This is a genomic window from Actinomadura rifamycini DSM 43936 (assembly GCF_000425065.1).
GTDB classification, from domain to species: Bacteria; Actinomycetota; Actinomycetes; order Streptosporangiales; family Streptosporangiaceae; genus Spirillospora; species Spirillospora rifamycini.
This window is the reverse complement of the sequence record NZ_AULB01000003.1, coordinates 37273-51636: the sequence shown is the minus strand read 5'-3', so window position 1 is coordinate 51636 and position 14364 is coordinate 37273. Positions and strand designations below refer to the sequence as shown.

Here is a 14364-nt window from a genome sequence, read left to right as displayed (position 1 = left end):
CCTACAGCACGAACTCGTCGAGGACCGGCACGAGCCGCTCCTCCTCGTGGTCGAGGTGGGCGTTCACTTCGGCCACGAGGCGGTCGACGTCGGCCGCGAGCGCGGCGGGGTCGGGCGCGTCCGACGCCAGCGCGGCCCGCAGCTCCGCCAGCAGGCCCTTCAGCACCTCGTGCTCCTCGCGGAGCAGGTCGATGACCGGGGCCAGCTCGGGACGGTTCCGCTCCAGAGTCGGGAAGATCATGCGGTCCTCGCTCCCGTGGTGGAACTCGAGCCCGTGGCAGAAGGTGAGGCAGTTGACGCGGAGTTGGGCACCGATCGTCGTTCCGGACGCGGCGACCTCCCGCCGGATCGCGTCGAGCTCGCGGCGGAACTCGCCGTGGATCCGCTTGAGCCCCTGCCCCTGGGGGCCGCGCGGCGGACCCGAGTCGATGGGGGTGAGCGCGACGACCGGCAGCGTGCGGCCGGACTTCTCCTCGTACTCGGCCCATCCGGCGTCGGCCTCGACGGCGCGGGCGAACAGCCGGTCGCGTTCCTCGCCGTCCAGGACGGACGCGTCCGCCTCCTGCGTGAACGCGCCGGTCTCGATGGTGACGCGCGGGTTCGCGACGAGGTTGCGGAACCAGGCCGGGTGCCGGGGGGCGCCGCCGGCGGACGCGATGACCAGCAGCCGCTCGGGCCCGTCCGGCAGGTAGCCGAGCGGGACGGTGTGCCGGGCGCCGGACCGTGCGCCGGTCGTCGTCAGCAGGAGCAGCCGGCCGCCCTCGAACATGCCCCCGACGCGGCCGTCATTGGCGCGGAACTCCTCGATGACCTGACGGTTGAAATCCATTCTGCGGTGTCTCTCCTTTTGTTTTCGGGCAGGGGTGATCGGCCATGGGGCGAGGTGCGGCCATGGCTGGGAAAAGGGTGGGGAAAAGTGCGCCGAATCGGTTCGCGCGGCGCGAAGGGAACCGTGCGCGGAACGTCACCGAGAGGCGCGTCGGAAGGCGCGTCGGAACGCTCAGAAAGCGTTCAGGGAGCGTTCAGGGCGCACCTGCGGCGCGCACGGAGCGCACACGGAGAAGAGAAGGAGGAAGTGCGAAGGAAGGGCGGGGCACGCGCCCGCCTCGGGCTCACGCCGAGGCCGGGTGCCTCACTCGCTCATGCCCAGACAGGGCAGACCCGGCAGTCACGATCGAAAAGGTATCAGCGTCGGCCGGTCATCGCAATCGGCAATTCACAGATTCTCGCGGAGGGCGAGCGCGGCGGCCTGGGTGCGGCCGGAAACGTTCAGTTTCGCGAGGATGTTGGAGACGTGGACGCTCGCCGTCTTCGGCGAGATGAACAGCGTCTCGGCGATCTCGCGGTTGCTGCGGCCCTCGGCGACGAGCTTCAGCACCTCCCGCTCCCGCGCGGTCAGCGCGGCGAACGGGCCGCCCGCGGCCGGGCGCTCCGCGGGCGCGGCCAGCCGGGCGCGGGCGCCGAGGTCGCGGAGCGCCGCCAGCAGCGGCGCGGCGCCCAGCCGCTCGGCGGTCCCGGCGGCGCGCCGCCACTGCGCGGCGGCGGCGTCCCGGTCGCCGGCCTCGGCGAGCGCCTCGGCCAGCCGCCAGCGCGACCGCGCCACCTCGTACACGAACCCGCCGCCGTCCGTCCCGTACCGGAACAGCTCGGCGGCCCGGCGCCACAGGTCCGGGTCGAGGACGCCGTCCACGCGGCGGCGCTCGGCCTCCACGCGGGCGAGCCACGCGCGCCCCTCCACGCCGAGGGACGGGCGGTGCCGCCCGTCGGCGTCGTACTCGGCGACCGTCCGGGCCCGCTCGGCGAGCGCGTCGGCGGCCGCGGCGGCGGCCGCCGCGGCCGCCGCGTCCCCGGCGGAGCGGGCGCGGGCGGCGAGTTCGGCGTGCGCCCACAGGCCCGTCGCGGCGATTCGGATGGCGCTTGTCTCGGCGCCGTACGGGCCGGCCAGCACCGCGTCGACGTGCGCGACCGCCGTGCCGGGGTCGCCGCGCCACAGGGCGTGCTCGGCGGCCAGGCCCCGCGTGATGTAGATGAGGAAGTGGTCCTCCGGCAGGAGCGGCTCCAGCCGGCGCAGCCGCTCGTCCACGCCGGCGTCGCCCCGCGCGACCTCCAGGAACAGCGCGTAGGCGGAGACCTGCGCGTCGGCCCGCCGCGTCGCCTGGACGCCGAACCCCTCCGCCAGGCGGGCCGCCTCCGCCCAGTCGCCGGCCGTGTAGCGGATCAGGAACCGCAGGCAGCGCAGCAGCGCGCCGTACGTGCTCCAGTCGAGGCCGTTCTCGTGCGCGTACCGGGCGCCGTCGTCGGCGGCGCGGGCCGCGTCCGCCAGGTCGCCGCGGTCGAACCGGACGCCCGCGTACTGGAACATCGAGCGGAGGGCGACCAGCGGGTCCCCGCCCTTCAACGCGAGGGCGCGGGCCCCCTCGATGACCTCGTCGGCCTTCTCGTCGGCCCGCCGCTTCCAGTAGGCGCCGAGGCTGATCAGCAGGCTCGCCTCCGCGTCGACCGCGCCCGCCGCGCGGGCCACCGCCACCGCCCGCTCCGCGAACTCCGGCATCTCGCCGTCCGCGTCCCGGTACAGCAGCGTCTTCGCGTAGGTGGCCAGCGCGCGGGCGTGCTCCGTCGTGGGCGGGTCGGGAGGCAGCATCGACACCGCCTCCCGAGCGGTCGCCTGCGCCTCCTCGTCCAGGTCGAGCTCACCGAGGTAGGTGGAGAGCTGCTCGCGGATCAGCACGCCGAGCCGCAGGTCGGCCGGGTCGGCGCTCTCCAGCATGCGGCGCAGCCGCTGCACGGCGCGGCGCACCTCGCCGGCCTCCGCCGCGGCCTGCGCGGCGGCCAGCGCCAGCCGGCTCCGGTCCGTCCCGGCGGCCGCCTCCGGGTCCGCGACGGTGTCCCACAGCTCCAGCGCCCGCTCGTAGTGCTCGAACTCCTCCGCGGGCGCGCCGAGCCGCCCGGCCTCCCGCGCGGCCCGCACCGACGCGGCGAACGCGGCGGGCAGGTCGTGCGCGGCCCGGCTGTGGTGCGCCAGCTCCGCCGCCGAGCCGCCCCTCCCGTCGCCGTCCCCGGCGAGCAGCCGCGCGAAGTCGGCGTGCAGCCGGGTCCGCTCGCCCGGCAGCAGGTCGGCGTAGACGGCCTCGCGCAGCAGCGCGTGCCGGAACACGTACCCGGCGCCGTCCGGGACGAGCAGCTGGTGCGACACCACCTCGCGCAGCGCCTCGCCGGCCGGGTCCTCCGCGAGGCCCGACACCCGCCGCACCAGCTCGTCGTCCACCCGGCGGCCGGCGACCGCCGCGACCCGCACGACGCGGCGCGCGTCCGGCGACAGCCGCTCGACCCGCGACAGCAGCAGGTCGGCGAGCCCGGCGGGCAGCTCCTCCAGGTCCCCGGTGGCGTGCAGCTCGGCGGCGTAGAACGGGTTGCCCTCGGATCGCAGGTGCACGCGCTCGACGACCTCGGCGGCCACCGGCGCGGACGGCGTCCCCGACAGGGCGGCCAGGTACGCGCCGGTCTCGTCGCGCCCGAACGGCCGCACCTGGACGCCCGTCACGTTCGGCAGCCGCCGCAGCTCCGCCACCAGCGGGCGCAGCGGGTGCCGCCGGTGCAGGTCGTCCGACCGGTACGTCCCGACGAGGCAGATCCGCTCGCGCTCGAGCACCCGGCACAGGAACGTCAGCAGGTCGCGGGTGGAGCGGTCGGCCCAGTGCAGGTCTTCCAGGACGAGCAGGACGGGCCGGTCGGCGCCGAGTTCGCCGAGCAGTCCCAGCACGGCGCCGAACAGCCGCTGCCGGCCGAGGTCGGGCGCGAGCGGGTCGCCCTCGCCGGGGCCGCCGTCGCCGTCGGGCAGCAGCCGGCCCAGCACCGGGCGGGCGGCCAGCGCGTCCCGGACGGCCGCGGCCTCCGGGCCGTCGCCGCGCGAGGCCGTCCACAGGGCGTCCGCGAGCGGCAGGTACGGGACGCTCTCGCCCAGCTCGGCGCACTGCCCGACCAGGACGGCGCAGTCCCGCTCGCGGGCCGCGCGGCGCAGCGTCGAGACCAGGTGCGTCTTGCCGATCCCGGCGTCGCCGCCGACGAGGACGGCGCGGGCGCGGCCCGCCGCGGCGCCGTCGAGCGCGCCGGTCAGCTCGGCGAGCTCCGCCGCCCTGCCGATCAGCACCGAACGTCCTTCTGTTCCATCGCGTCCAGTATTCCACCGGGCGGGCGGTGGTCCGGGCGCATGCGCCGGGCCCCGGACCGGCGCGGGGTCCGGGGCCCGGACGGGCGGTGCGGCGGGCGGTCAGCGGGCGAGGGCGGGCTCGCGCTCCGCCGCCGCCGCGGGCTCCTCGAGCCGGTCGGCGGCGTCCTCGTCGCGGGGTGCCGGGACCTCCGGCACGGGCAGCACCTTGTGGTAGGCGCGCAGAGTCTCGGCGGCGATCCGCTCCCAGGAGTAGCGGGAGCGGGCGCGGTCGGCCGCGGCGATCGAGTAGCCGTGCCGGGTGGTCTCCTCCGACAGCAGGTGCCGGACGGCGCGGCCGATCTGCACCGGGCGGCCCGCCGGGACGTGCAGCCCGGTGATCTTGTCGAGCACCTCGTCGGCGTTGCCGCCGGCGGTGGTCGCCACCACCGGGACGCCGCAGGCCATGGCCTCCAGCGGCACGGCGGGCGACGGCTGGACCGGCTCCAGGCACAGCGCCAGCCGGGCGGTGCGCAGCAGCCGCGGCAGCGACTTGCGGGGCAGCCGGCCCAGGAAGATCACCCGGTCGGCGACGTGCAGTTCCTTGGCCATGAGCTTGAGCCGGTGCACGACCGGGTCGTTCTCCAGCTCCTCGCGGGCGGGGCCGCCGGCGACGGCCAGTTCGGCGTCCGGGACGTGCACGAGGGCGCGCAGCGCGGTCGGGACGTCCCCGGCCTCGAGGTCGTCGCAGACCATCACCAGCCGGGGGCGGTCGCCGTGCGGCATCGCCGGGCCGGTCTGCGCGAACTGCTCGCCGTCCACCGCGTAGGGGACGACCGTGACGGCGGGGCGCGGGACGCCCATCCGCACGATCGCGTTCGCCTCCTCGGCGTGCCCGGCGAGCACGACGGCGGCGTCCCGGCCGATGGCCTTCTCCAGCCGGTCGCGGTGCGGGTGCACCGCGCGGCCGGTGCGGCGCTCGGCGGCGGCGACGCCGTGGTAGCTGTGCGCGAAGGGGATGTCCAGCTCGCGGGCGACGGCGCAGGCGGCGAGGCCGCCGATCCAGCCGTGCGCGTGGACGATGTCGGGACGGCCGGCGCCGGACCAGCGGCGCCGGAGCCCGTCGGCGAAGTCGCGCAGGTACGCGAGCGTCTCGTCCTCGGTCAGCGGCCGGGCCGGGCCGGCGTCGAGGTGGACCAGGGCGGCGCCCGGGCCGAGCCGGACGCGGTTCTTCGCGTCCTTGTCCTGCCGGCGGGCGTAGACGGTCACGTGGTTCGGCTCTCCGTCGCCGTGCAGGGGGCGGACCAGAGAGCGGGCGAGATCCCGGACGTGGACGGACTGCAGGTGTTCGCCGTCGAGGTCGGAGGCGGACACGAGCGCGATGTTCAGCGGGCGGTGCATAACGGGACCCTCCGGGACAACACAGGGGAAGCCTGGAGGTATCTGCGTCGTAGACACCTGCTCGTAGAGATCCTTACCCCTGGCGGCGTCTCCGTCAAACCTCACGAATCGGATGGCTCCACCGGATCGCCTCCGATCAGCGCGGATACCGGCAGAATTACTCGCCCGCGTCCGCCCGTCCGACGCCCCCGGCCTCTTCGGCGCCGCCGATGCCCGCGGTGTTCCCGGCGTCCTCGATGCGCCCGGCGCCCGCGGGGACCACGGGAAGGTTGATCGTCGAGGGCCGGCCGGGTGTGTGGAAGATCTCCTGGTCGGCGGTGAGCATCTCGGTCGCGGTGCCGATCGGCGCGCCGGTGCCCGGGTTGCGCGCGACCCGCGGGTAGGCGCCGCTGGCCACCTGCACGCGGACGCGGTGCCCGGCGCGGAACCGGTGCCCCGCGGGCCACAGCTCGATCGCGACCGCCCGCACCCCGTCCGCGTCCGCGTCGGGCGCGCCGGGGACGAGCCGCCGCATGCCCTCGCACAGGTTCAGCGACTCGCCCTCCGGCGTGACGTCGCAGAGCCGCACCACGAAGTCGGTGTGCTCCCGGTTCGACCTGATGTGCAGGTCGGCGGTGACCGGGCCGATGATCTCGAGGTCCTCGTCGAGTTCCGCGGACGTGAACGTCAGCACGTCCCGCCGCCGCTCCAGCCGCCGCTGGTCGGTGGACGGGTGCGTCTCGCCGAGCAGCGTGGGCCCGCCGAGGAACGGCGTCGGGTGCTCCGGGTCGTACCGGTACCGGTCGGGCTCGGACTCGGGCGGCTCCGCGGGCGCCAGGCCGCCCTCCGGCCGCAGGTGCCAGCGCTCCTCCCGCATCCCCGGGACGGGCCAGTGCGGGAACTCGCGCCACTCGCCGGCGCCCGTCACGTACAGCCGCACCGGGTTCGGGCGCAGGCCGGACGGGTCGTCCAGCAGGTGGGCGCGGAACCACGCCACCGACTCGCCGACCGAACCGCGCATCATCCGCTGGTCGGCGTGGAACCAGGGGCCGATCGTCAGGTACGGCTCCTGCCCGGCGGCCCGCAGCGCCGCGTAGTCCTTCAGCTGCCACGGCAGGAAGATGTCGTACCAGCCGCCGGTCATGTTCACCGGCGCGGTGACCCGCGACACCGTCGGGCTGAAGTCGCGCTTGTCCCAGAACGGGGTGTCGGGGCCGTTGACCAAAAGGTCCTGGAAGAAGCGCTGCTGCTCGCCGGTGGCGATCCGGTCCAGTTCGGCGAGCGGACGGCCCGACAGCGCGGCCCGGCGGGCGCGGCGCGGCGACAGGAAGCCGGTCGTGATGCCCGACAGGGAGTTCTTCATCCGGGCGGTCATGTCCACCCAGATCAGCGCCGACTCGAGCGCGAACGTCCCGCCCACGTTGACGGCGTCCCGGAACGTGGACGCCGTGACCTGCATCGACAGCGCCTTCAGCTCCGGGCCGGCCTCGGCCGCCACCGCCCACTGCACGTAGCCGAGGTAGCTCGGGCCGTGCATCGCGAACGTTCCGCCGAACCAGGGCTGCGACGTCAGCCACGCGATGGTGGCGAGGCCGTCCTCCCGCTCGTCCAGCGCCTCGAACACGCCGCCGGACCCGAACCCGCCGCGGACGCTCTGCACCACCGCCTGGAACCTGTGCGACGCGAACGCCTGCCCGCACATCAGCCCGAACGGCCCGCGCCGCCCGTACGGGGAGCGGACGAGCACCGTCGGGGCGTCGCGCACGTCCCCGTCATCGAGGACGGGCGCGTACCGGTCGGCGAGCAACGTCACACCGTCGCCGGCGGGGACTTCCAGGTCCCGCTCGACGGTCACCTTGTGGGGGCCGTTCCGCAGTCCCAGCGCCGTGACCCCCAGCCGGCGCATCATGCCCACACCTACCACGCGATCGATCGTAAACGACACCGTTCACTGGCCGGCGGGCGCCCATTCGCCGCGATCGGGTCTCGAGCGGGCCGCGGGTTAACTACGATCGAGGCGATCCGCGTAAAGCGTACTTTGCACGCACATCACGCAAACCTCACCTGACCGGCAAAGGCCGCACGGCCGTGCCCGGAAGGAGACTGCACCCCTCATGAGTGATAGCTGGGAACGGCCGATCGCCGCCGCGATCACCCTCGCGGTGGCCGTCGTGGTGGCCGTCGGGCTGCGGCTGCTGACCGCCCGGCTGGGCAAGCGGGCCGGTGACACGCGCTGGACCTGGGACGACCTGGTCGCCAAGCTCGTGCACGACCTGGCGCTCCCGCTCACGCTCATCGCCGGGATCTGGATCGCGCTGAAGATCTGGGACGCGCCGCGCGGCACCCTCGACGTCCTCGCCCGGCTGCTGACCGCCATCGCGATCTTCTTCGTGTCGGTGGCGGCGGCGCGGCTGATCGCCGGAAGCCTCTCCTCCTACGCGATGGCCCGGCAGGGCGTCGCGGCGAACGTGACGATCTTCGCCAACATCGCCAAGGTGATCGTGATCGGCATCGGCATGCTGATCATGCTGCAGAGCCTCGGCGTCTCGATAGGACCGCTGCTCGGCGCCCTCGGCGTCGGCGGTCTCGCCGTCGCCCTGGCCCTCCAGGACACCCTCGCCAACCTCTTCGCGGGCGTGCACATCCTGGCCGCCAAGACGATCGAGCCCGGCCACTACATCCGGCTCGACACCGGCCAGGAGGGCTACGTCGTCGACATCAACTGGCGGAACACCACGATCCGGACCCTGTCCGACAACATCGAGGTGATCCCCAACCAGCGGTTCTCCGACACGATCCTCACCAACTACAGCCGTCCCGGCGAGGAGATGTCGGTCCTCGTCTACGCCAAGCTGCCCTACGAGATCGACCTCGACAAGGCCGAGAGCCTGCTCGAGGAGGTCGGGCACGAGGTGATGAAGGAAGTGCAGGGCGGCGTCGAGGGCGCGGGCATCTTCGTGCGCTTCGACGACTTCAACGACTCGTCCGTCGGCTTCCACGTCATCGTGCGCTCCACCGAGTTCGAGGACCAGTTCCGCATCAAGCACGAGTACCTCAAGCGGCTCCACCGGGAGCTGCGCCAGCGCGGCTACGCGCCGCCGTACTGGCACCACCGCGTCAGCCTCCAGGAGGCGAACGGCAACGGCAGCGGCAACGGGAACGGGAACGGCGCCGCGAAGGGCGAACCGCCCCTCTGACCGGCCCCGCGAGCCCCGCGCGCCCGGCCCGTCCGGGCGCGCGGGGCTTCCGCTTTCCCGCCCTACTCGACGAACCGGACGTGCGGGTACCGGGGCGACGGCCGGTCCAGGACCGGGCGCGTCCGACCCTGCAGCGACCGGTCGAAGAACGCGGTCACGTACGCCCGCAGGGACGCCGTCATCCGCTCCGGATCGACCGTCCCGATGAGCTGCTCCCGCGCCTCCGCGGGGATGTCGCCGCGCACGTCCACCTGCGGCAGGATCGACTGCACCGCGGTGAACGAGTAGTGGCCCGCCGCCGGGACGTTCAGGTCCCGCTTCCAGCCGGTCGAGTTCCGCCAGAACGCCCCCCACGACGGGTTCGTCAGGTGCGTCTGCGGCTTCCCGGCGATCGACCCGCCCATCAGCAGGAACGGGCGGTCGAGCCCCTCGGCCGCGACGGGCATGAGCGTCCCGTCCTCGTACTGCAGGGTCCCGTCCAGGTCGATCCCGGCGTCCACCCGCCGGTCCGTCCGCATCGCCTCGGCCGCCTGGATGCCGCCCGCCGAGTGCCCGACCATGCCGATGTCCGACAGGTCCAGCGTCCGCGCGAGCCCGGCCGGGAGCGCCCGCCCGCCGGCGTCCGGGTTGCCGCCCCGCCGCAGCTCGGCGAGGGCGTCCAGGACCAGCCGGGTGTCCCGCGCCCGCGCGTCCATCGCCGTCTTGAGCCGGTCGGGGGTGCGCTCGGGCAGCCGCCCGGCGTCCACCCGCCCGCCGGGGAACTCCACCGGCGCCTCGCCGCTGTGGTCCATCGTGACCACGACGTACCCGCGGCTGACGAGCTCCTCGGCGAGCGGCGTGCCGAGCGTGCGCGGCACCCCGAACCCGGGGGAGTACAGCACGACGGGCCGTGCCCGGCGCGCGTCGGCCGGGGCGGATTTCGCCGCGTGCGTCCGGGCGCCCGCCCAGTCGACGGTCCCGGCCTTGAAGACGCCCAGCGCGTCGACGTCCGTGAACAGCCGCGCGACGCCCGGACGCAGGAACGGCGCGACCGGACGGTCCCCGTGCGCGCCCTTCGCCGCCGGGTACCAGACGCTGATCATCAGTTCGCGGTCGCGGTCGGGCGTCCACGGGTCGGGGCGCCCCGCGTCGACCAGGTGCAGCTCGGTCGTCCCGACGGCCCGCGGCCCGGTCGGCGGCGGCAGCGTGAACGTCGCGGGCGCGGCGGTCTCCGCCGCGCCCGCCTTCTCCGCGGCGACGGGACCCGCGGCCGAGAGGCCGCACCCGGCGAGGACGAAGGGGGTCAGGGCCGCCGCGACGAGCGGACGGCCGGACATACGTGTTCGCATGCCCTCCACGCTCGCGTCCGGCGCCCGCCGGCCGCCATGAACGAACGGCCCGCGTGCCCCCTTCCGTTGGTCAGGAACCGGACGGCGGGGCCTGCTCGAACCAGGCGAGGAACTCGGTGTGGCCGAACATCTGCGCGGTGTCGACGGCGGACGGCGTCCCCGCGCGGGGGTCGGCGCCCGCGTCCAGCAGCGCGCGCACCACGTCCGGCTCCTTCTTGAACACCGCGCCGGCGAGGGGACGCTGCCCCCGGTCGTTCGGCCGCTCGGGGTCGGCGCCGCGCGCGGCCAGCGCGCGCACCGCGTCGGCGTGCCCGTGGTAGGCGGCCAGCATCAGCAGCGTGTCGCCCTTGTCGTTCGCCAGGTTCGCGGGCACCCCCGCGTCGATGTAGGCGACGAGCCGCTCGGTGTCGCCCGTGCGCGCCGCCTCGAACAGACGGGACGCGAACTCCTCCAGTTCGGGATCGGCCTCGCTCATGTCCGTGACCCCACTTCCCGCGACGAGCAGCCCGCCGAGGCTGCCCTCCCCGTAGCTGAGCCGCTTCTCCAGGGCGACGAGCGCCCCGTCCTCGGCGTGCGTGCCGAACCTGACGTCGTCGGCCAGCGACCGCATGATCATGAGGCCGCGGCCGTGCTCGGCGCCCGGGTCCGGCTCCGGCACCCGCTCGGCGTCGAACCCCCGGCCCGCGTCGATGACCTTGATCAGGCACCGCCGGTCCTGGATGGTGGCCCGCACGGTGTAGTCGGCGCCGTTCTCGGCGTGCTCGATCACGTTCGTGCACGCCTCGCTCAGCATCATCTCGATGTCCCCGCAGATCTGCTGCTCGACGCCGAGCGTCTGCAGCGCCGCGTCCAGGATCCTCCGGGTCGCCGGGACGCTCGCCGCGTCCCTCGGCAGCAGGAGGTCCAGGCTGATCTCCACGTCGTCTCCGTGCTCGTCCGTCTCGGCCCTCCACGAAAAGGTGCCCGAGCGGGCGGGATCAAACATCCTTTCGGTCGGGCCAGGCGCCGCGCCGCACGGTGTCCAGGACGAGCGCCGCGATGTTCCAGGCGTCGTCCGCCCCGCTGTGGTGGCGGCCCTCCAGCGGCAGGCCGGCGTGCCGCAGCGCGCCCGCCATGCCCATCCGGCGCAGCCCGTGCGACGCCGCGTACACGGCCTTCGCGTTGACGTGCCGCCGCCCGAACGGGTACCGGACGCCCCCGTCGCCCCCGCCGCACTGCCGCTCGAACTGCTTGCGGTCGTAGTCGCCCCAGCTCGCCCACGTCCGCGTGTGCGACCGGTGCTCCCGCTCCAGCAGCGCGCACGCCTCCCGGAACGGGACGCCCCCGTTCACCTCGTCCTGCGTGAGCCCGGTCAGCTCGGTGCAGAACGCGCTGACCTCCGACCGTTCCGGACGCACCAGGACGCGGTGCCGCGCGACCCGCTCGCGCTCCTCGAGGTCGACGACGCAGAGCCCGATCTCGATGATCTCGTTCGCCTGCCCCGGCGGGACGGGCCCGTCCCAGCACGTCGCCTCGAGATCGACGACGTTGAGGAAGCGGCCGGTCTTCTCGTCCATGGCGGCGGACGATACCGGGGCCGCCGCCGGTTCACGAAGGGTTTTCCGCCGCCCGGCCGTCCCCGGGCGGCGGGGCGTAGGAGCCGGCGTACTCCTGTCCCGACAGGTCGCGGATCGCCGCCATGATCTCGTCGGTGACCTCGCGGGCGGCGCGGCCGCGCGGCGTCCCCGCGTCCCGGCCGGCGAACCGCAGCGGCGCGCCGAACCGCAGCGCGATCCGGCCCGGGCGCGGGACGGCCCGGCCGCGCGGCTGCACCCGGTCCGTGCCCTCGATCGCGACCGGGACGACCGGCGCGCCCGTCCGCAGCGCGAGCCGCGCCACGCCCGTCCGGCCCCGGTAGAGCCGGCCGTCGGGGGAGCGGGTGCCCTCCGGGTGGATCGCGAACACCCCGCCGCGCTCCAGCACGCGCGCCGACGCGTCGAGGGCGGCCAGGGCGGCGCGGCCGCCGGAACGGTCCACCGCGATCGCGCCGAGGCCGCGGAAGAACGCGGCCGTCGCGCGGCCGCGCGGGCCCGCCGCGGTGAAGTACTCCTGCTTGCCGAGGAAGTGGACCCGCCGCGGCACCATCAGCGGCAGGACGAACGAGTCGAGGACCGCGAGGTGGTTCGCCGCCAGGATGACCGGCCCCCGCCGGGGGACGTGCCCGAGCCCCCGCACCCGCGGCAGGAACGCGACCCGCATCGCGGGGCCGAGCAGGAGGTGCTTCGTGACGGGATAGATCAGGCGTTCGGGGTCCATGCCGGAGGAATCTATGGGCGCCGCCCGCCCGCGCGCGGTGGGGCCCCGATACAAGACGGCACCGCCGGATCTTGTCGGAACCCCTCATTGCGCGGCCCCGGCCGGCAGCCGGGGCCGGGGCGGGTCAGCCGCTGCTCGCGGCGGCGTACTCCGCCTGGAGGACCTTGCGGACGGCGCGCGGCGCGGGACCCGACCGGGCGGTCAGCTCCTCGATCCGGCGCTTGTGCCGCCGCCGGTCGCGGGCGGGCAGCACCGACTTCAGCTCGCAGGCCGCCGCCAGCGCGACCGCCGCCGCGTCGTAGCTGTTGACGTGCGCGACCGGCCGGCCGCGCAGCGCCGAGGACGCCCCGCCCCACAGCGCCTTCACGACCCGCGGGTCCTTCACGGTGACGTCCTCGACGGCGAACACGCCGAGCACCCGCCGCCGCCGCACCCGGACCAGCCCGTCCGCCACGAGCTCGTCGCGCACCGGCGCGACGAGCGCCTTGGCGTCCTTGCGGACCCAGTGCTGCCAGGAGCGGGGCCGGGGCGCCTCGGCGATCTGCGCCACGAGCCCGTAGGGGTCGGTGCCGGGGGTGCCCGGCCGCGGCCGGGCCTTCTCGTCCTCGCCGAGCCGCCCGTCCAGGTACAGCTCGGTCAGCGCGGCGGCCCGCAGCAGGTAGCCCAGGTGGCGGCCGCTCTTGGTCATCTTCTTCTTGCGCAGGTCGTAGGCCAGCAGGAACATCCGCGCCGGCAGCGACTCGGGAATCCGCACCACCATGGTCAGTCCTCGCTCCCGCCGGGCGGCGGGTCCTTCGGGGGTTCCGTGTCCGTCTCTCGTCGGGTCGTGTCCGTGTCGCCGGCATCCTCCTGGGCGTCCGGGCCGTCCGCGGCGCCGGTCTTGCGGGGACGGCCCCGCTTGCGCATCCGGCCCACCGAGCCGGGCAGCCGCCCCGCGTCGGCGAGGGCCCTGCGCAGCAGGAACTCGATCTGCGCGTTCGTGCTGCGCAGCTCGTCCCCGGCCCACCGGGCCAGCGCGTCGTGGACGGCCGGATCGAGCCGCAGGAGGATCTTCTTGCGCTCGGAGGTCAAGGCCGATCATCGCCCGCCGTCGGTTCGCTCACTGGTACAGGCTGCCGGTGTTCAGGACGGGCTGGGCGTCGCGGTCGCCGCACAGGACCACCAGCAGGTTGCTGACCATGGTGGCCTTGCGCTCCTCGTCGAGCTCGACGACGTCGTCCTCGACCAGGCGGTCCAGTGCGAGCTGCACCATGCCGACGGCGCCCTCCACGATCCGCTGCCGGGCCGCGACGACCGCGCCCGCCTGCTGGCGGCGCAGCATCGCCTGCGCGATCTCCGGCGCGTACGCCAGCCCGGTGATCCGCGACTCGATGATGTCGACGCCCGCGGACGCGACCCGCTGCGTCACCTCGGCCGACAGCTGCGCGGTGATCTCGTCGGCGTTGTCGCGCAGCGAGGTCTGCTCGTGGCTGTCGTAGGGGTAGCTGCCGGCGATGTGCCGGACGGCCGCCTCGGTCTGGAACGCGACGAACTCGACGAAGTCGTCCACCTCGAACACCGCGCGGGCGGTGTCGCGGACCTGCCAGACGACGACCGCGGAGATCTCGATCGGGTTCCCGTCCAGGTCGTTGACCTTGGCGAGCCCCGTCTCGTGGTTGCGGATCCGGGTGGAGATCTTCTGCCGCTCGCTGATCGGGTTGACCCACCGCAGGCCGTCCGTCCGGACGGTCCCGGCGTAGCGGCCGAGCACCTGCAGCACCCGCGCCTCGCCCGGCGCGACCGCGGTCAGCCCGACCGCCGCGACCAGCCCGGCGATGACGAGCACCGAGCCGGTCGCGATGCCGGCGGTGAGGGCGGCGGCGCCGCCGGCGAGCACGCCGAGCACCACGGCCAGCGCGCCCGCCAGGATCAGCACCACCGCCAGCGCCAGCATCCCCCAGCCGTTCATGTCGCTCGCCGGGCGTTCCGAGATCTTCGGAGCCGGCATCTCGACCTTCGCCGTGGTGTCCATGGGGCCTCC

The 14364-nt window shown here is 74.9% G+C and carries 12 protein-coding genes and 1 pseudogene; 1 reads left to right on the top strand and 12 read right to left on the bottom strand.

Annotation, left to right across the window (positions count from 1 at the left end; all coding sequences use genetic code 11):
• Position 1 precedes the first annotated feature (1 nt).
• From H505_RS0100195 to H505_RS38995, 4 genes are all read right to left on the bottom strand, one after another.
• Positions 2 to 829: a nitroreductase/quinone reductase family protein gene (locus H505_RS0100195; protein ID WP_026400344.1), complete on the bottom strand. Its 828-nt coding sequence runs from the start codon at positions 827 to 829 to the stop codon at positions 2 to 4.
• Between the two features lie 387 nt (positions 830 to 1216).
• Positions 1217 to 4147, bottom strand: coding sequence for a helix-turn-helix transcriptional regulator (locus H505_RS52240; RefSeq protein WP_026400343.1), 2931 nt, complete (start codon positions 4145 to 4147; stop codon positions 1217 to 1219).
• Positions 4148 to 4267: 120 nt separating this feature from the next.
• Entirely contained in the window at positions 4268 to 5545 is a 1278-nt protein-coding gene (locus H505_RS0100185) for a glycosyltransferase (protein WP_026400342.1), read from the bottom strand.
• Positions 5546 to 5702: 157 nt separating this feature from the next.
• Positions 5703 to 7433 (bottom strand): CocE/NonD family hydrolase, encoded by a 1731-nt coding sequence (locus H505_RS38995; RefSeq protein ID WP_084549755.1) that lies wholly within the window; start codon positions 7431 to 7433, stop codon positions 5703 to 5705.
• 205 nt (positions 7434 to 7638) lie between these two features.
• On the opposite strand from H505_RS38995, the gene H505_RS38990 reads away from it, so the two are divergent.
• Positions 7639 to 8721 (top strand): mechanosensitive ion channel family protein, encoded by a 1083-nt coding sequence (locus H505_RS38990; RefSeq protein WP_064743421.1) that lies wholly within the window; start codon positions 7639 to 7641, stop codon positions 8719 to 8721.
• A 62-nt stretch (positions 8722 to 8783) separates the two neighbouring features.
• Here H505_RS38990 and H505_RS0100170 read toward each other — a convergent pair whose 3' ends face one another.
• The 8 genes and pseudogenes from H505_RS0100170 to H505_RS0100140 all read right to left on the bottom strand — a co-directional run bounded on the left by H505_RS0100170 (position 8784) and on the right by H505_RS0100140 (position 14355).
• Positions 8784 to 10049, bottom strand: a complete 1266-nt coding sequence (locus tag H505_RS0100170; RefSeq protein ID WP_026400341.1) for an alpha/beta hydrolase family protein — start codon at positions 10047 to 10049, stop codon at positions 8784 to 8786.
• A gap of 70 nt (positions 10050 to 10119) precedes the next feature.
• On the bottom strand, positions 10120 to 10524 hold the full coding sequence (locus tag H505_RS0100165) for an ankyrin repeat domain-containing protein (RefSeq protein ID WP_026400340.1): 405 nt from the start codon (positions 10522 to 10524) through the stop codon (positions 10120 to 10122).
• A gap of 84 nt (positions 10525 to 10608) precedes the next feature.
• A pseudogene (locus H505_RS48630) lies at positions 10609 to 11034 on the bottom strand (ATP-binding protein); the annotation flags it as partial.
• Positions 11027 to 11605 (bottom strand): 3'-5' exonuclease, encoded by a 579-nt coding sequence (locus H505_RS0100160; RefSeq protein WP_026400339.1) that lies wholly within the window; start codon positions 11603 to 11605, stop codon positions 11027 to 11029. The pseudogene H505_RS48630 and the gene H505_RS0100160, both read right to left, overlap by 8 nt.
• A gap of 31 nt (positions 11606 to 11636) precedes the next feature.
• Positions 11637 to 12344, bottom strand: coding sequence for a lysophospholipid acyltransferase family protein (locus H505_RS38985; RefSeq protein ID WP_051299955.1), 708 nt, complete (start codon positions 12342 to 12344; stop codon positions 11637 to 11639).
• A gap of 124 nt (positions 12345 to 12468) precedes the next feature.
• Positions 12469 to 13104 carry a GOLPH3/VPS74 family protein gene (locus H505_RS0100150; RefSeq protein ID WP_034516051.1) on the bottom strand — a complete coding sequence of 212 codons (636 nt, stop codon included), beginning with the start codon at positions 13102 to 13104 and terminating at the stop codon, positions 12469 to 12471.
• A 2-nt stretch (positions 13105 to 13106) separates the two neighbouring features.
• A complete protein-coding gene (locus tag H505_RS50865; protein WP_084549681.1) occupies positions 13107 to 13415 on the bottom strand; it encodes a type II toxin-antitoxin system antitoxin in 309 nt (102 codons plus the stop codon).
• A gap of 28 nt (positions 13416 to 13443) precedes the next feature.
• A complete protein-coding gene (locus H505_RS0100140) occupies positions 13444 to 14355 on the bottom strand; it encodes an SPFH domain-containing protein (protein WP_026400337.1) in 912 nt (303 codons plus the stop codon).
• Positions 14356 to 14364 lie beyond the last annotated feature (9 nt).